The sequence below is a fragment of the Rhodococcus sp. IEGM 1318 genome (assembly GCF_033142465.1).
In the GTDB taxonomy this organism is placed as follows: Bacteria; Actinomycetota; Actinomycetes; order Mycobacteriales; family Mycobacteriaceae; genus Rhodococcus_F; species Rhodococcus_F qingshengii_B.
This window is the reverse complement of record NZ_JAWLSC010000006.1, coordinates 78,561-97,369: the sequence shown is the minus strand read 5'-3', so window position 1 is coordinate 97,369 and position 18,809 is coordinate 78,561. Positions and strand designations below refer to the sequence as shown.

The window sequence follows — 18,809 nt, the reverse complement described above, 5'->3', positions numbered from 1 at the left end:
CCGCCCGGTAGAAGCCGGGCGGCCGCTTTCTACGTGCTCAGGGGATCAGCTGAGGCGCTCGATCACCATTGCCATGCCCTGTCCGCCGCCGACACACATGGTCTCGACGCCGAAGGTCTTGTCCTGCTCCTGCAGGTTGTTGATCAGGGTGTTGGTGATGCGGGCACCGGTCATACCGAAGGGGTGGCCCAGTGCGATCGCGCCACCGGAGATGTTGAGCTTGTCTTCTTCGATGCCGAGTTCGCGAGCGGATCCGAGGACCTGCACGGCGAATGCCTCGTTGATCTCGAACAGGTCGATGTCGGAGATCGACTTGCCGGCGATCTTCAGGGCGTTCTTGACGGCCTGAATCGGGCCGAGGCCCATGATCTCGGGGGACAGGCCCGAAACGCCGGTGGAGACGATGCGAGCGAGCGGGGTCAGGCCGAGTGCCTTTGCCTTGGTGTCGGACATGATCACCAGTGCGGCTGCGCCGTCGTTGAGCGGGCAGGCGTTGCCCGCGGTGACGGTTCCGTCGGGACGGAAGACGGGCTTGAGGCCGCTGATGCCTTCGTAGGTGGTGCCGGCGCGGGGGCCGTCGTCCTTGGAGACGACGGTGCCGTCGGCGAGGGTGACGGGGGTGATCTCACGCTCGAAGAAGCCGCGAGCGATGGCATCCTCGGCGCGGTTCTGGCTGCGAACTGCCCAGCGGTCCTGGTCTTCGCGGGTGATGCCGGTGGCGGACGCGACGTTCTCGGCGGTCTGGCCCATGCCCAGGTACACGTCGGGGATCAGGCCCTCTTCGCGAGGATCGGTCCAGGCGACTCCACCTTCGGCGAGCTTGGCGCTACGAGCCTGGGCTGCGTCGAAGAGCGGGTTCTTGGTGTTGGGCAGGCCGTCGGCGTTGCCCGTGATGAAGCTGGAGACGGACTCGACGCCGGCGGAGATGAAGACGTCGCCCTCGCCTGCGCGGATGGCGTGCAGTGCCATGCGGGTGGTCTGCAGCGAGGAGGAACAGTAACGGTTGACCGTGACACCGGGGAGGAAGTCGTAGCCGAGCTGGACGGCGACGACGCGGGCGATGTTGAAGCCCGACTGGCCGGCGGGCTGGCCGCAACCGAGCATGAGGTCGTCGATCTCGGTGGGGTCGAGCTCGGGGATCTTTGCCAACGCGGCGGCAACCATCTGAGTTGCGAGGTCATCCGGGCGGATGTCCTTGAGCGAACCCTTCATTGCGCGGCCGATGGGCGACCGTACTGCTGAGACGATTACTGCCTCGGGCATGAAAACTCCTTTTGTGTACTGCTCGCGGGCGGCTTGAAACGCCGTCGAGCAGGGCAAGTTGAATGCAGCTTCGACTTACAATTTACGTTGCCACTCCCAGATGGTGGTCACGCAGTCTCACTCAGTTGACGTCGTGGCGTTGACCTGCAGGTTTGGTGCGTCGTGCGAAGGCTTTCCACTGGGTTGCCGCCGCCGTCAGTCGGGCCGCGACGGTGCGAGCTTGCGCCGCCTCCGAGACGTGGGGGAGTTCGGGTAGCGGACCACCCTGCCATTCACCCAGAGCCGATGCGAGAACCGGGACGATCTGCTTCGCCGCGAGTTCGTATCCGGCCGCGGAGGGGTGGAAACGGTCGGCGGAGAACATCGTGTCGGGCGAGGCCAGGAATTCCTTGGCCAGCAGGTCGGCTAGCGGAACGGGATGACCCCCGGCGTTTCTGGTCGCGGCCGCCTGGGCGAGCGCGAGACGATGACCCCATTCACGCACCACGGAGCGCAGAGGTTGCGGGATGGCCGCGACCACCCCCAGATCCGGGCAGGTGCCGACAACTACGACGGCGCCGCTCTCGCGTAAGCGTCGTACCGCGTCGCCGAGGCGTTTTGCCGAAGCGCGAATCGCGTTCTTGGCGGTGACGTCGTTGGCGCCGATCAGGATCACCGCAGCGTCCGGGGGAGGGCCGGCGACGAACATGGCGTCGACCTGCCCGCTCAACCCGCGTGAGGTGGCGCCGCCGATGGCCTTGGTACTCAAGCGGATTCGTTTACCGGTTTCACTCGCGAGCAGCTTCGCGACCTGCACACCCGGAACGTCCGACGCCGTCAGCGCGCCGACGCCGGCTGCAGACGAATCGCCGAAGATCATCAAGTGGAGATCGAAGGGCACGGCCCGCCACCAGAGTTCCGGGTTGTCGGCGCCGGGCGCGTACACACCGTCCGCCTCGGGTGGCTTGGCGATATTGCGACCGATCACCCCACGCGCCGCACCTGCCTGCGACATCAGATAGTTGTAGCCCAACCAGGAGAGCGTGCCTGCACTCGATCCGGCCACCACCGTGGCCACCGACGCTTTCAGTCCGGTTCGACTCACACTTGCCAATCTAGCCGGATTGCACCACCTTCGCCCGACGTCCGCGCGCACCGTTTTCTTTCATCTGGGAACATGGACGAATGCGCATCGCGGAACACGTCGTCGACCTCATCGGCAACACCCCACTCGTCAAGCTCACGTCCGTCACGGGCGAAAACTTCGGCACGGTGGCAGCCAAGGTCGAGTACCTCAACCCGGGCGGTAGCTCCAAGGACCGCATCGCCGTCAAGATGATCGACGCAGCCGAGGCTTCGGGTGAACTGAAGCCTGGCGGCACCATCGTCGAACCGACTTCGGGCAACACCGGAATCGGCTTGGCGCTCGTGGCGCAAAAGCGTGGATACAAGTGCGTTTTCGTCTGCCCCGACAAGGTCAGCGAAGACAAGCGCAACGTCCTGCGTGCCTACGGCGCCGAGGTTGTCGTGTGCCCCACGGCCGTCGCGCCGGACAACCCGAACAGCTACTACAGCGTCTCCGACCGACTCACCCGTGAGATCCCCGGCGCCTGGAAGCCCAACCAGTACTCCAACCCGGGCGGACCGGAGAGCCACTACGAGACCACCGGTCCCGAGATCTGGGCCGACACCGACGGCAAGATCACGCACTTCGTCGCGGGCGTCGGCACCGGCGGAACCATCACCGGCACCGGCCGCTACCTCAAGGAAGTTTCGGGCGGCAAGGTCAAGGTCATCGGCGCAGACCCCGAAGGCTCCGTCTACTCCGGCGGCACCGGTCGCCCGTACCTCGTCGAAGGTGTCGGCGAAGACTTCTGGCCGACCGCATACGACCCGTCCATCCCGGACGAGATCATCGCCGTCTCGGACGCCGATTCCTTCGAGATGACGCGTCGCCTCGCCCGTGAAGAGGGACTGCTGGTCGGCGGTTCCTGCGGTATGGCCGTCGTCGCCGCCCTCGAAGTAGCCAAGCGCGAGGGCCCCGACGCCCTGATCGTCGTGCTCCTCCCGGACGGTGGCCGCGGCTACCTGTCCAAGATCTTCAACGATCAGTGGATGGCGTCGTACGGATTCCTGCGCACCCCACTCGACGGCAAGACGAACGTCCCCACCGTCGGCGACGTTCTGCGCGGCAAGTCGGGCGAGCTGCCGGACCTCGTTCACACTCACCCGTCGGAGACCCTGCGCGACGCGATCGAGATCCTGCGCGAGTACGGCGTGTCCCAGATGCCCGTCGTCGGTGCGGAACCGCCGGTCATGGCAGGCGAGGTCGCCGGAAGTGTGTCCGAGCGAGATCTGCTGAGCGCGGTATTCGAAGGCCGTGCGCACCTTGCGGATTCCGTCGAGAAGCACATGAGCAAGCCGTTCCCGCTCATCGGTTCCGGCGAGCCGGTCTCGGCTGCCACGAAGGCGCTCGGTGACACCGACGCACTCATGGTCGTCGACGACGGCAAGCCGGTAGGTGTCATCACGCGCCACGATCTCCTGGGTTTCCTGAGTTCGGATTCCTGAGTTCGGATTCCTGCGCCGGCACCGGCGCCATTAGGCTGGGGACCATGAGTGAGCAACGCAGCAAGGCCGACAACATCAGCTGGCAGGGTTTCTCCACGAAAGCGGTGCATGCGGGTTACGAACCCGATCCGCTGACCGGTGCGGTCAACGTGCCGATCTACGCAAGTTCCACCTTCGCCCAGGACGGCGTCGGTGGAATGCGCAGTGGCTTCGAGTACGCGCGAACGGGTAACCCCACCCGTCGCCCGCTCGAAGCGAACCTGGCCGCACTCGAATCCGGAACTTACGGTCGAGCGTTCAGTTCGGGAATGGCGGCCACCGACTGCCTGCTCCGTTCGGTGCTTCGACCTGGCGATCACTTGGTCATCCCGGACGACGCGTACGGCGGAACCTTCCGTCTCATCGACAAGGTCTTCACGCAGTGGGGGATCGAGTACACCCCGGCTCCGGTATCCGACGTCGATGCGGTGCGCGCGGCGATGAAGTCCAACACCAAGCTGGTCTGGGTCGAGACCCCCACGAACCCGCTGCTCAACATCGGTGACATCGAGCTCCTCACCGAGGTCGCCCACGAAGGCAACGCAAAGATCGTGGTGGACAACACCTTCGCGTCGCCGTACCTGCAGCAGCCGCTGCAGCTCGGTGCCGACATCGCGCTGCACTCCACGACCAAGTACATCGGTGGACACTCCGACGTGGTCGGTGGCGCTCTCGTCTGCAACGACGAAGAACTGGATACCGCCTTCGCGTTCCTGCAGAACGGATCCGGCGGCGTTCCCGGCCCGTTCGACGCGTTCCTGACGTTACGCGGAATCAAGACACTGGCGCTGCGCATGGAGCGTCATAGCGACAACGCGGAGAAGGTCGTCGAATTGCTCGACGGCCACCCCGCGGTTGCCAGCGTCATTTACCCCGGCCTGGCTTCGCACCCGTCGCACAAGGTCGCGGCCAAGCAGATGCGGCGCTTCGGCGGCATGATCTCCGTGCGCCTCAAGGGTGGCAAGGCGGCAGCTCTCGACCTGTGCTCGCGCACCGAGATCTTCACGCTGGCAGAATCTCTGGGCGGAGTCGAATCCCTCATCGAGTTCCCCGGTGCGATGACCCACGCCTCGACGGCCGGTTCCGCGCTCGAGGTTCCCGACGATCTGGTTCGTCTGTCGGTCGGCATCGAAGACGCCTCTGATCTGGTCGGCGACATCGAGCAAGCACTGTCCTGACCTTCGCTCTACGGTAATTCGAATTCGAACCTGCAGTGCGCCTTCACACCTCACGAGGGTGTGGAGGCGCACTTTCTGGAGGCATGCGTGAATCTCGAACAGATAAAGGCTGCACACCAACTTCTCGCCCCGGTCATGCGCCGCACCCCGGTGGTGGCCTCTCGAGTGTTGTCTGAAACCACAGGCTTCGCCGTGAGTTTGAAATGTGAAAACCTGCAACGCACCGGCTCTTTCAAGCCGCGCGGTGCTTACAATCGCATCGCCAATCTATCCCCGGAGGAACGAGCCGCGGGCGTGGTGGCGGCCAGCGCCGGTAACCACGCGCAGGGAGTTGCGTGGTCTGCAACAGAATTGGGAATCAAGTCGACGGTCTTCATGCCGACCGGTGCGCCGCTGCCGAAGTTGGTGGCCACCAAGGCATATGGGGCCCAGGTCTACCTGCACGGTTCGACTGTCGACGAAGCGCTCGTCGCCGCTCGCGAATTCGCGGACAGGACCGGAGCGGTTCTGGTCCACCCTTTCGACCACGAAGACGTCGTGGCGGGGCAGGGCACGGTGGGCCTGGAAATCCTCGAGCAACTCCCCGAGGTGGGCACGATCGTCGTTCCCACCGGCGGTGGTGGGTTGATCGCCGGGGTGGCTGCCGCAGTCAAAGCTGTACGCCCACAGGTGCGCATCGTCGGAGTGCAGGCCGAGACCGCGGCTGCCTGGCCGGCGTCGTTGGCAGCCGGGAAGCCGACCGCATTGGCGTCGATGTCGACGATGGCAGACGGTATCGCCGTGGGCTGCCCCGGCGAGGTTCCGTTCGCCGAGGTCGCCGCCCATGTCGACGCGGTGGTGACGGTCAGCGAGGAAGCGTTGTCCAAAGCGCTCCTGCTGTGCCTCGAACGCGCCAAGCTGATCGTCGAACCGGCAGGCGTCGCGGCCGTTGCGGCGTTGATGACGTGCTCTCCGGAAGAGCTGGGACTGACCGGGCCGGTGTGCGCCGTTCTTTCCGGCGGCAACATCGATCCGCTGCTGCTCACACACGTCATCTCCCACGGACTGCGGGCAGCCGGACGGTTCCTCGGTGTTCACATCACCATCGACGATCGGCCGGGCGCACTGGTGTCGCTGCTCGAAGTGGTTCGGGCGAACGGCGCCAGCGTGGTCGACGTCATCCACTCCCGTACCGGTGGCGAACTCGCGCTCGACGAAGTGGAAGTCTTCCTTACGGTCGAGACCCGTGGTCCGGACAACAAGGCAGAACTTCTCACCGCCTTCGACCGCGCCGGCTACGCAGTGCGCTTGCAGAACTGACGCGAGTTACTCGTCAGGCCAGCCGCCCAGAACCGTTACGCGGTACTCCTGGTCGACCAGCCTGGCGGGTACGTCGAGTTGATGTAGCCAGTCGATGGCCGAACCGCCCATGCCGACCGCAACCCGACTGAATGCGGCGGCCTGGGCGCAGGAGGATGCAATCACCGACACCGTGCGCCACATGGGCGTCGCCGTCGATTCGCGGTGCAGTGGTTTGACAGTGCTGGCCGTGGCGATCCCACAGTCGGACGGGAGAGCCACTTGGCACGTCGGATCCCCGGGCAGGTCTTGAACTTGAATCTGCCAGCCGTCTTCGGGCGCCGGACCGGCAACTGCGATGTCGCCGCCGAGGCCGACCAGCACTCCGCACCCGAGAAGCGTGGCAGTCGATGCCGCGCAGTGATCCGCCGAACTGGCACGGGCGGTCGCGGAGAGGTCGAGGACTACGTCGTCCGGGCTGTACACACGATTGTTCTCGACGCGAATCTTCCACCAGGAGTGAGGGTCTGCCGAGCCGGCCGTAGGGGTGAGTTTGCCGTCGGTCAGTCGTGCGACAGCCAACGCGTCCTCGAGAAAGTGCGCGAACATGGGCGTCACCCCGACGCCGTCGACGTTGCTTGCGGCGCTGACGTAGGTACGAATTTCGGAATCGGCGCGATCTCGATTGGTGGCGGCGTCGGCCGCGGTGAGGTAACCGCGAACCAGGCTGGCAGCGGAGGGCAGGACTTCAGGGTCGGTGACGACGACCCGGGCCTGCACCCCCCAGGTGAGCCACTCGGAGGCCGAGCGCGGAGTGCTCACGAACCGTTGGAGATGGCGTCCGGGGTTCCGAATCCGGCGACCACGACGGGCCGCTTTACAGCGGGATTCTTGATGTGAGAAGCCGAGGTGTCCGGCGCGAGTGCCGTGGCAGTGGGAGAAGAAACGAGAGAAAGTCCGCCGCTTGCGAGTGCTCCCGCCACAGCCGTGGCTGCGAGGGCGAGGCGAACGGGTCGATACACCGTAGTGCGTCCCCGGGCGGGTCGTGGCCGATCGTCGCTCATGCACTCAGCTTGCACGCCGAACCTGAGAAAAGCCTTGGCGTCTGTAGTCATTTGCGTAACGCCCGCCGAGATAAATGAGACATTGGTTACAGGAGTTGCGAGACTGAGCCGTGTCGAATGCATGTTCGAAAGAGTAGATGTTCGCACCGACAAGTTTCGGGTACGACCACGTACGTAGATTTTCAGAGGTTTATCGGAGGTTCGGATGGCAGTCGGTGTCCTGGCGATCGCTGTGTCGATCGGCACCGCACTGGGCGTGATGAGTGGAACTCTCGGAGCGCCCGCACAAGTCGAGAAGAACGAGTCTTCGAATGCTGCAGTCTCACTTGCAGCCTGGAACGGACCGGCACGAACTCAGGACACGCCTGAGGGAATCGTGCCGTCCGTACCCTCCAACTTTCCGGGAGCGACGTTGGCGCCCGTGGGAGCGGTGGCGGTGTTCGCGCCGTGGATCAAGAAGGCCGGCGCACTGTGCTCCGAGATCACCCCTGCGGTGATCGCCTCGTTGTACTCGGTCGAGAACGGATTCAAGTACGGTCCCGATACCGACATCTCACCGGAAGGTGGGCGCGGGCCTGGCCGTTTCACCACCGCGGCGTGGACTGCTTACGGCAAGGACGGCGACGGCGACGGAAAGATGGACATCCTGGGTGTCGCCGACCCGGTGATGACAACCGGCTACCGGTTGTGCGATCTCGTCAAGCAAGCGCAGTCCTGGCAGAAGTCCGGTGAGGTCGAGGGCGATACCGTCGACCTCGCGCTCGCGGCATACGACGTCGGACCCGACGCCGTTCGAGAAGCGGGCGGCGTTCCGGCAGACAAGTCGGGCGAGGTTCCCGCGGAGCAGGCGGCCGCCGCTCCGTTCGTTGCCCAGATCAAATCGTTGCAGGACTCGTTCGCCCTGATGCTCGCACCCTTCGACTACAACAACCTCGCCGCTGCGGTGGGCGGCGTCGTCGAGGCCGGTCTGAAGTTTCTCGGATTGCCCTACGTGTGGGGCGGCGGAAACGTCAACGGGCCGTCGATGGGCGGGTTCGACTGCTCGGGCCTGACGTCGTACGCGATCCACGCGGCAACTGGCGTGACTCTGCCGCGGACATCCGAGACGCAGTGGGGCGTCGGCGTCGAGATCCCGCTCGATCAGGCGCAGCCCGGTGATCTGTTGTTCGGCAACTGGCAGGCAGGCGGACCCGGCCACGTGGCGATCTACGTGGGCAACGGCCAAATGCTTCACGCACCCACGTTCGGTGACGTCGTGAAGGTCGGCCCGATCTTCGCCGGAATGAAGGCTCGCCGCGTGGTGTAGTGCGCCGGAGTTGCAAGAAGCGCCACCCGACCGAGTCGGGTGGCGCTTCTTTTCAGAGCTGGTACTTCTTTGAGAGCTCGTGCAGCAGATCAGCTGTGGTAAGGCTCCGCGCTCAGCAGCGTGACCTTCATGGTGCTGCCGTTGGGCAGGTTGTACTCACGCGTGTCGCCGACCTTGGCTTCGAGCAGTGCGCCGCCCAGCGGTGAGTTCGGGGAGTAAACCTCGAGCTTGGCGTCACGGGCGCCTTCTTCGCGAGTGGCGATGAGGAACGTCTCGGTGTCACTCTCGTCGCCGTCGTAGTAGACCTTGACTACGGATCCGGGCAGTGCAACACCGGACTGCGTGGGGGCTTCTCCGACCTTGGCGCTGTTCAGCAGCTCCTGGAGCTGGCGAATGCGGGCTTCCTGCTGACCCTGCTCTTCGCGGGCAGCGTGGTAGCCGCCGTTCTCTTTCAGGTCACCCTCTTCGCGACGCTCGTTGATCTCGGCAGCGATGACAGGGCGATTGGCGATGAGCTGGTCGAGTTCGTTCTTGAGCCTGTCATGTGATTCCTGGGTAAGCCAGGTCACCTGGGTCTCGGTCATCTCGATCACTCCCTAGTAGTCGGAGCCGGGGGCTCCCTCGACGATCGCTGCAACAGCAGCGAACAACGACGCAGAAGCACCACCAGGGGTGCAGCCTTGCCGTCAAACCTTGCGTCAATGCAGCAATACACGGTTCCACCCGGAACCGTGTATCGGGCAATTCTATCACGCATGACTACCCGCCCTGTCCGGCGCCAAACGTCCGGCAGGGTGGGTGCGTCCGAGGTCAGCTCTTGGTCAGGTACTCCGGAACGTCGAAGCTGCAGCCGTAGACGTCGGCCATGCCTGGCGGCTGGGACGTCTTGACCTCGGTGTTGAACTCGAGGGTCTGATGTTCCGAAGGCGGGACGTAGACCTCACGTCGACCGGTTTCGGAGCCGTCCTTCGAGCGGGCGCGCACGATGCACATCGCTTCACGTGACGAATCATCGCGCGTGACGGTGAAGCGGATCTTCACCGTGGCGTCGTTGGCGATGTCGAACGAGATGGTCTCGGTCTCGATTTCCTTGACTGCGAATTTTCCGTACGCGTAGTACGCGATTCCGCCACCGACGACGATGACGAGAGCGGTCAGAGCCCACACCATCCACTTGCGGGGACTGCCCGTGCGAGTAGTGCTCGGGTACCGATCTTGGGGAAGCGGTTTGCTCATCACTCTGCTCTCGAAGACTTGAGTTCACGTGTCGTGCAGCAACTGACTGCGCCCCCACCGAACTACTGAAGGGGTCACGGCTGCGCCAGGAACTCTCGGGTGGAACTATAGAGGACGTGTCCCGTCGCGCCGTCGGTAGGTTTGACGGCAGTCGGTACGTTTGACGGCAAAGGCTCGGAGCAATCCGAGAGGTGCAAAGCGTGTTAGTCGAAGACTGCCGGTGACGGCTAGAGGTGAATTGCCGGTGACGGCTACAGGTGAACTGCCGGCAACGGCTCCAGGTGAAGTTGAGGTGAACGAACACGTGAGCGGATTCCGGCTCATGGCCGTCCATGCCCATCCCGACGACGAGTCGAGCAAGGGTGCGGCCACCACCGCCCGTTATGCAGCCGAAGGCCACGAAGTGATGGTCCTGACGCTCACCGGGGGTGAGCGTGGCGACATTCTCAACCCGGCCATGGATGTTCCCGGCGTCCGCGATCGAATCAGCGAAGTCCGCCAGGAGGAGATGGCCGAGGCCGCTCGCATCCTGGGCGTGAAGCAGCGCTGGCTCGGTTTCGTCGATTCCGGGCTCCCCGAGGGCGACCCTCTTCCGCCGCTGCCCGAAGGGTGCTTCGCCCTCGTTCCGCTCGAAGAGTCCACGCGCGCTCTGGTCAAGGTGATTCGCGAATTCCGTCCCCATGTCGTCACGACGTACGACGAGAACGGCGGATACCCGCACCCGGACCACATCCGGTGCCACGAGGTGTCGATGGCTGCGTACGAAGCCGCCGCCGATCCCGAGTACTTCCCCGAGGACGGTCAGCCATGGGAGATCAAGAAGCTCTACTACTCGCACGGATTCATCCGTAAGCGCCTCGAACTCTTCCAGGAGGAGTACGAGCTCCGGGGTGAGCCGTTCCCGATGGCGGACTGGCTCAAGAAATGGAAGACCGAGCGTGGAGACATGATGGTCCGGGTGACCACTCAGGTCACGTGCGGCGATTACTTTCCTCAGCGTGACGACGCTCTGCGTGCGCACGCGACGCAGATCGATCCCAACGGTTCGTTCTTTGCTGTGCCGCTCGACATTCAGCAGAAGATCTGGCCCACCGAGGAATTCGAGCTCGCCAAGACGCGGGTCACCACGTCCATTCCGGAAACCGACCTGTTCGCAGGTCTCGAAGAGGACGCTCAGAAGTGAATGCTCTGTCCGCCGAGGTAGTTCTCGGCACCACACAATTTCTTGCTCAGACCCCGAGTAATCCCTCCGGCCCGGAGTTCGGAAAGTCGTCTCCGGTCGGATTGCTGGTCATTCTTGCGCTGCTCATCGGTGTGATCCTGTTGGTTCGGTCGATGAATCGCCAGCTCAAGAAGCTGCCGGAAACCTTCGAACCGGATCGTCCCGAACTCGATCAGCAGGCGGACGAAGGCACCGACCGGGGAGCGATCACAGCTCCGAGCCCGGCGGAACCGAACGTCTCTACCGAGAAGAAGCCGAAGCAAGAATCCTGAGACGGACGAGGTAGCGACGATGGACCCACGGATGCGGAACAACCTGGGTGGGTCCTCGAGCCCTTACCTGCGTCAGCACGCCGACAATCCGGTCCACTGGCAACAGTGGGGCGAAGAGGCGATGGAGTGGGCGCGCGAGCGCAACGTGCCGATCCTCCTCTCTATCGGGTACTCGGCGTGCCACTGGTGCCACGTCATGGCGCACGAGTCGTTCGAGAACGACGAGATCGCGGCGATCATGAACGCGAACTTCGTCTGTGTGAAGGTGGACCGCGAAGAACGTCCGGACATCGACGCCGTCTACATGAACGCTACGGTCGCGATGACCGGTCAGGGCGGCTGGCCGATGACCTGTTTCCTGACTCCCGACGGTTCACCTTTCTACTGCGGTACGTACTACCCGCCGACGCCTCGCGGCGGAATGCCCTCGTTCACACAGCTTCTCGAAGCGATAGCGGACACGTTCACCAATCGGCGCGACGAGGTCGACAACGCGGCACAGTCGATCGTCACGGAACTTCAGCGCGCGTCCGGCGGAATCCCGTACGGCGGCGCGCCCGTCGATGCGGAGCTGCTGGATGCGGCGGGCCTGTCGATCCTCGGCGACGAGGACATTCCGCGTGGGGGATTCGGCGGGGCACCGAAGTTTCCGCCGTCGGCACTTCTGGAGGGACTGCTCCGACAGTTCGAGCGCACGGGTTCGGGCGAGATCCTCGGAGGGATCGAGCGCACCGCCGAAGCAATGGCACGTGGCGGCATCTACGACCAATTGGGTGGCGGTTTCTCGCGGTACTCGGTCGATGCCGAGTGGGTGGTTCCGCACTTCGAGAAGATGCTCTACGACAATGCCTTGCTCCTGCGGTTCTACGCGCATTGGGCGCGGCGAACCGGATCGGACCTGGCCACCCGCGTCGCCGCGGAGACCGCAGGGTTCCTGCTCGCCGATCTGCTGACCGAGAACGGTTGCTTCGCTTCGGCTCTCGATGCCGACACCGACGGCGTCGAAGGCCTCACGTACGTATGGACTCCGGCGCAATTGGTCGAGATCCTCGGCGCGGAGGACGGGCAGTGGGCGTCGGAATTGTTCCGGGTCACCGACACCGGCACCTTCGAAGAGGGCGCGTCGGTGCTGCAATTGCCAAGTGATCCCGACGACTGGTCACGCTGGCAGACGGTCTCCGACGCTCTACGTGCCGTCCGGGCCCAGCGTCCACAGCCTGGCCGCGACGACAAAGTGGTGACTGCCTGGAACGGGCTGACCATCACGGCTTTGACGGAAGCGGGCCTTGCCCTGGACCGACCCGACTGGATCGACGCGGCAGCCGAGTGCGCCGGCGCTCTTCTCGACCTTCACCTGGTAGACGGTCATCTGCGCCGTGCTTCCCTCGGCGGGACTGTCGGCACCCCGACGGCAGTGCTCGAGGATTACGCAACGGTTGCGACGGGCCTCCTGGCTCTCTACCAAGCAACGGGATCTGCGCGATGGCTTGATGCGGCGCAGCAGCTGCTCGACGTCACTCTCGATCATTTCGCCGATCCGGCGGAGCCGGGAAGCTGGTTCGACACAGCCGATTTCGCGGAGTCTCTCGTTACTCGGCCCCGAGACCCGCTGGACGGCGCGACGCCTTCCGGTGCGTCGAGCGTCGCGGAGGCTCTGTTGACCGCAGCGGCGTTGACCGATGCCGAGCGCTCGTCTCGTTACGCCCAGGCCGCGGCGGACGCGATGGCGAGGGCCACGCTGCCGCTCGAGCGTGCGCCTCGGTCGGCGGGACACTGGCTCGCGGTGGCGGAAGCGTCGTTGCGCGGTCCGATACAGGTGGCCGTCGTCGGTGAAGGTTCGCTGTTGGGCGATGCCCGCCGGCTTGCCCCGGGTGGTGCAGTGGTGGTCGGCGGAGCGCCGGATTCTTCACCGCTGCTTGCAGATCGACCCCTTGTCGACGGTGGTGAAGCCGCGTACATCTGCCGGGGATTCGTGTGCGATCGGCCGGTGACGACGGTGGTGGAACTGGCGAGTCAGTTGAACACGACGAGCCATACCGCGATGTAGTGGCAGATCGCCGCGACGACCGTCGCGGCGTGGAAGAACTCGTGGTGACCGAACGTCGTGGGCCACGGGTTGGGCCATTTTGTCGCGTACAGAATTGCGCCGACGCTGTAGAAGATTCCGCCGACGAGCAGCAGCACCATCGGCGCCACACCGACCTGGTGTGTCAGTTCACCGACCACGGGGACGATCGCCCAGCCGAGGAGCAGGTAGAGCGGGACTCCCACCCATTTCGGGGCGGTGGGCCAGAGCATCTTGAGTGCTACGCCGGCGAGCGCGCCGGCCCACACGATCGCAAGAATTATCTTGCCGGTGTCAGTGGGGAGACCGAGCATGGCGAACGGTGTGTAGCTGCCGGCGATGAAGAGAAAGATCATCGAATGGTCCGCGCGCTTCATCCACGTACGGCCCTTGACTGTCTGCCACTGGATGCGGTGATATGTCGCGCTGATGCCGAAGAGTCCGCAGATCGTGATGCTGTAGATTGCGGTTGCCCAGGCCGCCTTGGCGCCTACCTGAGCGCCCGCCACGGACACGAGAACGACGCCCGCGACGACGGAGACACCGAGCGCCCACAGGTGGATCCAACCGCGCATGCGTGGTTTGACCGGAAGCTCGTCGAGCCCGAATGCCGTCATGTGCAACCTCTCTCGTTCCGTGTTGTTGCGAACCGCGTAACCTACGGTACCGTAGGTTACGCACCAGTAGCATAACCTACCTGCAGGTTTTCGACGTGTACAAAAAGCGTGACGGCGCTCGCATGTGGCTGTCACTGCCGGGCGTAGTCTTTGACACCATGGTGATGTCACGGTGAATCTGCGCGGACTGCTGTACAGCATCTACGAGCGACGACTCCTCAGTCATCTCGACGGTCTCGCGCACCCACGGCACGTAGCCGTGATGTGTGACGGAAACCGGCGATGGGCCCGCGAGAACGGCTTCACCGATGTCAGTCACGGGCACCGCATGGGCGCGCTCAAGATCGCCGAATTGCTGGAATGGTGCGACGCCGCCGGAATCGAGATGGCAACCATCTATCTGCTCTCGACCGAGAACCTGCGCCGCGAACCGGAAGAGTTGGACACCCTCCTCGAGATCATCACCGACGTCGTCGAAGAGATCTCCGGGCCCGGGAAGAACTGGAGTGTGCAGATCGTCGGTGCCCTCGATCTTCTGCCCCCCGAGCAGTCCAGGCGATTGCGGGAAGCTGCAGCCGGAACCAATGGCCGAACCGGGACGCATGTCAACGTCGCGATCGGATACGGCGGACGGCAGGAGATCGCCGACGCCGTCCAATCGCTCTTGCGCGACAAGATCGGTGAAGGTCTGAGCGGAGACGAACTGATCCAGGCCGTCACGGTCGACGGCATCGACGGTCACCTCTACACGTCGGGGCAGCCCGATCCGGATCTGGTGATCCGCACCTCCGGCGAGCAGCGGCTCTCCGGATTCCTGTTGTGGCAGAGCGCCTATTCGGAGATCTGGTTCACCGAGGCGTACTGGCCCGAGTTCCGCCGAGTCGACTTTCTTCGAGCCTTGCGTGACTACGCAGCGCGCCACCGCCGGTTCGGCGCCTGAGCCGGCTCAGAGCTTGCGCAGTCGGAGCCGGTTGATCGTGTGATCGGCGTCCTTGCGCAGCACCAGGGTTGCGCGGGGACGGGTGGGGAGAATGTTCTCCACCAGGTTCGGGTGATTGATCGAGTTCCAGATCTCCTTCGCCGCGATGGTCGCGTCGCGGTCGGAGAGGCCGGAGTAGTGGTGAAAGTGAGCGTTCGGATCGGCGAACGACGTGTTGCGCAGCGCGAGGAACCGCTCGATGTACCAGGCTTCGATGTCCTCGATGCGGGCGTCGACGTAGATCGAGAAGTCGAACAGATCGGAGACCATCAGACGCGGGCCGGTCTGCAGGACGTTGAGGCCCTCGATGATGAGGATGTCCGGCTGGCGGATCAGATGGTACTGGCCCGGGATGATGTCGTACGACGTGTGTGAATACACCGGCGCCGCTACTTCTTCCGCGCCGGACTTGACTTCCGTGACGAAGCGCAACAGCTTGCGACGATCGTAGCTTTCGGGAAAACCCTTGCGGTGCATGATGCCTCGACGCTGGAGCTCCTTGGTCGGATACAGGAATCCGTCCGTGGTGACGAGGTCGACGCGCGGATGGTGGTCCCAGCGGGCCAGGAGAGCTTGCAGCACACGAGCTGTTGTGGATTTTCCGACCGCAACCGAACCGGCGACACCGATGACGAAGGGCACCTGACGATCGGGATGCTTCTCGCCGAGGAACGTGGCGGTGGCCGCGAACAGTCGTTGACGCGCCGCCACCTGCAGGTGGATCAGACGTGCAAGGGGGAGATAGACCTCGGCGACCTCTTCGAGATCGATCTGCTCGCCGAGACCACGCAGGCCGTACAACTCGTCCTCGGTCAACACCAGCGGCGTCGACTTACGCAGTGTCCGCCACTGCTTGCGGTCGAACTCGACGTAGGGACTCGACTCGTTGGTACGCGCCATCAGCCCAGCTCAGCGGCGCGTAGTGAACCCGGAGCCCGGCGGACGAAACAGCTATGCGAGCAAGCCAGGCGCGAGTGCGCACGATCCGAGTGCATAGTCGGATTGTGCTCGGTGCCACGTCGGGGACTTTCGCCGGGTGGCATTCCGGAGCGAGCGGCTAGGCTCGGTCGTTATGGATCCAGACACACTTGTTCGCCAATATCTGCTGCTCGGACTAGGTTTCGACCGTCTCGAAGACGGATTCGTCGACGCGTTCACCGGTGACCCGGCGCTGCGTAAGCAGGTCGAGAGCGCCCCGAAGCCCGATCCGCGTGAACTCGCACGCACGGCACGTGAATTGCGCGGCGAACTGGCCGGAAGTGGTCTGAACGCCGAGCGCGCTCACTTCATCGACGTTCACCTGCGCGCCCTCGAATGCTCCGGGCGCAAGTTCGCGGGTGAGGACATCGGCTTCGTGGACGAGGTGGAGGCGTACTTCGACGTGCGAATCGCCAAGGGAAACGAGGACGCCTACAGCGACGCTCACCGATTGATGGGTGAAGTTCTGCCCGGTCCGGGACCGCTGGCCGAGCGGGTGCAGGCGCATCGCAAGGCCGACGAGATCCCCGCGGCGAGATTGAACGAGTGCGTCGAGGCAATGTCGAGTGCGCTGCGCGATCTGGTGCGCGGCACGTTCGGGCTTCCCGCGTCGGAAACCGTCGAATACGAAGTGGTGGGGGACAAGCCGTGGTCCGGCTTCAACTACTACCTCGGTGACTACCGCTCCAAGGTTGCGATCAATTCGGACCTGCCGCAGTTCATGGCCAACCTGCCGCGGCTGATCGCGCACGAGTCCTACCCCGGCCATCACACCGAGCATTGCCGCAAAGAAGCCGGCCTGGTCGGCACCGGCCAACTCGAGCAGACGCTGTTCCTGGTCAACACGCCGCAGTGCATCATGGCCGAAGGACTCGCGGACCTGGCGCTCGAAGCGATCGTCGGCCCGGACTGGGGTTTGTGGGCGCAGGAGATCTACGCCGATCTCGGGTTGTCCTTCGACGGGGATAAGGCACAACGGCTCTCCACCGCGTCGGGGCAATTGCTGAGCGTTCGTCAGGACGCCGCTCTGATGTTGCACGACGAGGGCCGCAGCCTCGACGACGTGGCGCTCTTCCTCGAACGGTGGTCGCTGTCGACGCCGGAACGCGCGCGGCAGTCGCTCAAGTTCCTGTCCTCACCGCTGTGGCGGGCGTACACCAGCACGTATGTCGAGGGATACCGATTGCTCGGGGGCTGGCTGGACGAGGTGCCGGTAGGCGCAGAGCGCACCGAACGCTTCCGCAGGCTGCTCGACGAGCCGCTGGTCCCCAGCTCTCTGCGTGCTGCCTAGTGCCGGGTGGAGACGGCGGGAGCGAACTTCGTAGACTGGACGCATTCGTTTCCGCATCCAGCTTGGAGATTCTTCGATGACCGCTGTGCCCGGCTCCGACGTCAACTCTGCATCACTCGCCGAACTCGACCCCGAAGTCGCCGAGGCGATGGCTGGTGAATTGGCTCGTCAGCGCGACACGCTCGAGATGATCGCGTCGGAGAACTTCGTTCCCCGCTCGGTTCTGCAGGCTCAGGGCAGCGTCCTGACCAACAAGTACGCCGAGGGCTACCCGGGACGTCGTTACTACGGTGGTTGCGAGCACGTCGACGTCATCGAGGATCTGGCGCGCAACCGTGCAAAGGAACTCTTCGGTGCGGAGTTCGCGAACGTTCAGCCGCACTCGGGCGCACAGGCCAATGCTGCTGTCCTGATGGCACTGATGAACCCGGGTGAGAAGCTGCTCGGCCTCGACCTTGCACACGGCGGCCACCTCACGCACGGCATGAAGCTCAACTTCTCCGGCAAGTTGTACGACGTCGCGTCCTACGGCGTCAGCAAGGAAGATCACCGCATCGACATGGACGAGGTGCGCTCGATCGCCCTCGCCGAGAAGCCGAAGGTCATCGTCGCCGGCTGGTCCGCGTACCCGCGTCAGCAGGACTTCGCGGCCTTCCGTGCGATCGCAGACGAGGTCGGGGCGTACCTGTGGGTCGACATGGCTCACTTCGCCGGATTGGTTGCGGCAGGCCTGCACCCGTCGCCCGTCCCGTACGCGGACGTCGTCTCCTCGACCGTCCACAAGACCCTCGGTGGACCGCGTTCCGGTCTGATCCTGGCGAAGAAGGAGTGGGCCAAGAAGCTCAACTCCGCTGTCTTCCCCGGTCAGCAGGGTGGACCGCTCATGCATGCCATCGCGGCCAAGGCAGTCACCTTCAAGATCGCTGCGGGCGAAGAGTTCAAGGATCGTCAGGTACGCACGCTTTCCGGTGCGCGCATCCTTGCCGAGCGTCTGGGGAACAAGGACGTCGCAGATCAGGGCATCAGCGTCCTGACCGGTGGCACAGACGTCCACCTCGTTCTCGTGGACCTGCGTAACTCGCAGCTCGACGGCCAGCAGGGTGAGGACCTTCTGCACGAAATCGGCATCACGGTCAACCGCAACGCTGTTCCGTTCGATCCCCGCCCGCCGATGACCACCTCCGGTCTGCGTATCGGTACCGCAGCGTTGGCCACCCGCGGATTCGGCGATGCCGAGTTCACCGAGGTCGCCGACATCATCGGTACCGCTCTGGCCGGCAACGCGGATCTGCCGGCGCTGCGTGCGCGCGTCGCCAAGCTCGCCCTCGACCTTCCGCTGTACGACGGTCTCGAGAACTGGGGCCTGCTCAGCAAGAACGTCTAGGAATTACTTCACCGACGGCCCGGTCCCTTTCGAGGGGCCGGGCCGTCGGTGTTCATGGATTTGCGGTTTACGGACTTGTGGCATCGG

General features: G+C 64.3%; 18 protein-coding genes. 10 read left to right on the top strand and 8 right to left on the bottom strand.

The window, feature by feature from the left end:
- Positions 1-45 precede the first annotated feature (45 nt).
- Positions 46-1,263 (bottom strand): acetyl-CoA C-acetyltransferase, encoded by a 1,218-nt coding sequence (locus R4P65_RS15725; protein ID WP_317827198.1) that lies wholly within the window; start codon positions 1,261-1,263, stop codon positions 46-48.
- A gap of 121 nt (positions 1,264-1,384) precedes the next feature.
- The gene (locus R4P65_RS15720) at positions 1,385-2,347 is read right to left on the bottom strand and encodes an SGNH/GDSL hydrolase family protein (protein ID WP_230814200.1); all 963 of its coding nucleotides are present in this window, start codon (positions 2,345-2,347) and stop codon (positions 1,385-1,387) included.
- An 80-nt stretch (positions 2,348-2,427) separates the two neighbouring features.
- Here R4P65_RS15720 and R4P65_RS15715 point away from each other — a divergent pair, with 80 nt between their 5' ends.
- The 3 genes from R4P65_RS15715 (at position 2,428) to ilvA (ending at position 6,329) form a co-directional block, all read left to right on the top strand.
- Complete coding sequence (locus R4P65_RS15715) at positions 2,428-3,813, top strand: cystathionine beta-synthase (protein ID WP_230814199.1); 1,386 nt, start codon at positions 2,428-2,430, stop codon at positions 3,811-3,813.
- A gap of 44 nt (positions 3,814-3,857) precedes the next feature.
- Complete coding sequence (locus R4P65_RS15710; RefSeq protein WP_230814198.1) at positions 3,858-5,030, top strand: cystathionine gamma-synthase; 1,173 nt, start codon at positions 3,858-3,860, stop codon at positions 5,028-5,030.
- A 135-nt stretch (positions 5,031-5,165) separates the two neighbouring features.
- Complete coding sequence (ilvA, locus tag R4P65_RS15705) at positions 5,166-6,329, top strand: threonine ammonia-lyase (protein WP_317827412.1); 1,164 nt, start codon at positions 5,166-5,168, stop codon at positions 6,327-6,329.
- 6 nt (positions 6,330-6,335) lie between these two features.
- Here the strand turns inward: ilvA and R4P65_RS15700 are convergent, their stop codons facing one another.
- Both R4P65_RS15700 and R4P65_RS15695 read right to left on the bottom strand, forming a co-directional pair.
- Complete coding sequence (locus R4P65_RS15700; RefSeq protein ID WP_317827197.1) at positions 6,336-7,130, bottom strand: FAD:protein FMN transferase; 795 nt, start codon at positions 7,128-7,130, stop codon at positions 6,336-6,338.
- Entirely contained in the window at positions 7,127-7,372 is a 246-nt protein-coding gene (locus R4P65_RS15695) for a hypothetical protein (RefSeq protein WP_317827196.1), read from the bottom strand. The genes R4P65_RS15700 and R4P65_RS15695 overlap by 4 nt, the downstream gene beginning before the upstream one ends.
- A gap of 205 nt (positions 7,373-7,577) precedes the next feature.
- Between R4P65_RS15695 and R4P65_RS15690 the strand changes: the two genes are divergently transcribed.
- On the top strand, positions 7,578-8,678 hold the full coding sequence (locus R4P65_RS15690) for an NlpC/P60 family protein (RefSeq protein WP_230814195.1): 1,101 nt from the start codon (positions 7,578-7,580) through the stop codon (positions 8,676-8,678).
- Positions 8,679-8,767: 89 nt separating this feature from the next.
- On the opposite strand, the gene greA is transcribed toward R4P65_RS15690, so the two are convergent.
- Both greA and R4P65_RS15680 read right to left on the bottom strand, forming a co-directional pair.
- The gene (gene greA / locus R4P65_RS15685) at positions 8,768-9,262 is read right to left on the bottom strand and encodes a transcription elongation factor GreA (protein WP_007726385.1); all 495 of its coding nucleotides are present in this window, start codon (positions 9,260-9,262) and stop codon (positions 8,768-8,770) included.
- Positions 9,263-9,488: 226 nt separating this feature from the next.
- Entirely contained in the window at positions 9,489-9,914 is a 426-nt protein-coding gene (locus tag R4P65_RS15680) for a DUF4307 domain-containing protein (protein WP_230814194.1), read from the bottom strand.
- A gap of 304 nt (positions 9,915-10,218) precedes the next feature.
- Between R4P65_RS15680 and mca the strand changes: the two genes are divergently transcribed.
- From mca to R4P65_RS15665, 3 genes are read left to right on the top strand one after another with little or no spacing between them, the layout of a single operon-like run.
- The gene (gene mca, locus R4P65_RS15675) at positions 10,219-11,097 is read left to right on the top strand and encodes a mycothiol conjugate amidase Mca (protein WP_230814728.1); all 879 of its coding nucleotides are present in this window, start codon (positions 10,219-10,221) and stop codon (positions 11,095-11,097) included.
- Positions 11,094-11,408 (top strand): hypothetical protein, encoded by a 315-nt coding sequence (locus R4P65_RS15670; RefSeq protein WP_317827195.1) that lies wholly within the window; start codon positions 11,094-11,096, stop codon positions 11,406-11,408. The genes mca and R4P65_RS15670 overlap by 4 nt, the downstream gene beginning before the upstream one ends.
- A 19-nt stretch (positions 11,409-11,427) precedes the next feature.
- Positions 11,428-13,455 (top strand): thioredoxin domain-containing protein, encoded by a 2,028-nt coding sequence (locus tag R4P65_RS15665; protein ID WP_317827194.1) that lies wholly within the window; start codon positions 11,428-11,430, stop codon positions 13,453-13,455.
- Here R4P65_RS15665 and trhA read toward each other — a convergent pair.
- Positions 13,422-14,090: a PAQR family membrane homeostasis protein TrhA gene (gene trhA / locus R4P65_RS15660; protein ID WP_317827193.1), complete on the bottom strand. Its 669-nt coding sequence runs from the start codon at positions 14,088-14,090 to the stop codon at positions 13,422-13,424. The two genes, R4P65_RS15665 and trhA, sit on opposite strands and share 34 nt — an antisense overlap.
- 172 nt (positions 14,091-14,262) lie before the next feature.
- Here trhA and R4P65_RS15655 point away from each other — a divergent pair, with 172 nt between their 5' ends.
- Complete coding sequence (locus R4P65_RS15655; protein ID WP_317827192.1) at positions 14,263-15,030, top strand: isoprenyl transferase; 768 nt, start codon at positions 14,263-14,265, stop codon at positions 15,028-15,030.
- 6 nt (positions 15,031-15,036) lie between these two features.
- Here the strand turns inward: R4P65_RS15655 and coaA are convergent, their stop codons facing one another.
- Positions 15,037-15,969 carry a type I pantothenate kinase gene (gene coaA / locus R4P65_RS15650; protein WP_230814191.1) on the bottom strand — a complete coding sequence of 311 codons (933 nt, stop codon included), beginning with the start codon at positions 15,967-15,969 and terminating at the stop codon, positions 15,037-15,039.
- 172 nt (positions 15,970-16,141) lie between these two features.
- On the opposite strand from coaA, the gene R4P65_RS15645 reads away from it, so the two are divergent.
- Both R4P65_RS15645 and glyA read left to right on the top strand, forming a co-directional pair.
- Positions 16,142-17,338 carry a DUF885 domain-containing protein gene (locus R4P65_RS15645; RefSeq protein ID WP_317827191.1) on the top strand — a complete coding sequence of 399 codons (1,197 nt, stop codon included), beginning with the start codon at positions 16,142-16,144 and terminating at the stop codon, positions 17,336-17,338.
- Between the two features lie 76 nt (positions 17,339-17,414).
- A complete protein-coding gene (gene glyA / locus R4P65_RS15640; protein ID WP_214885240.1) occupies positions 17,415-18,722 on the top strand; it encodes a serine hydroxymethyltransferase in 1,308 nt (435 codons plus the stop codon).
- The last annotated feature ends 87 nt before the right edge of the window (positions 18,723-18,809 follow it).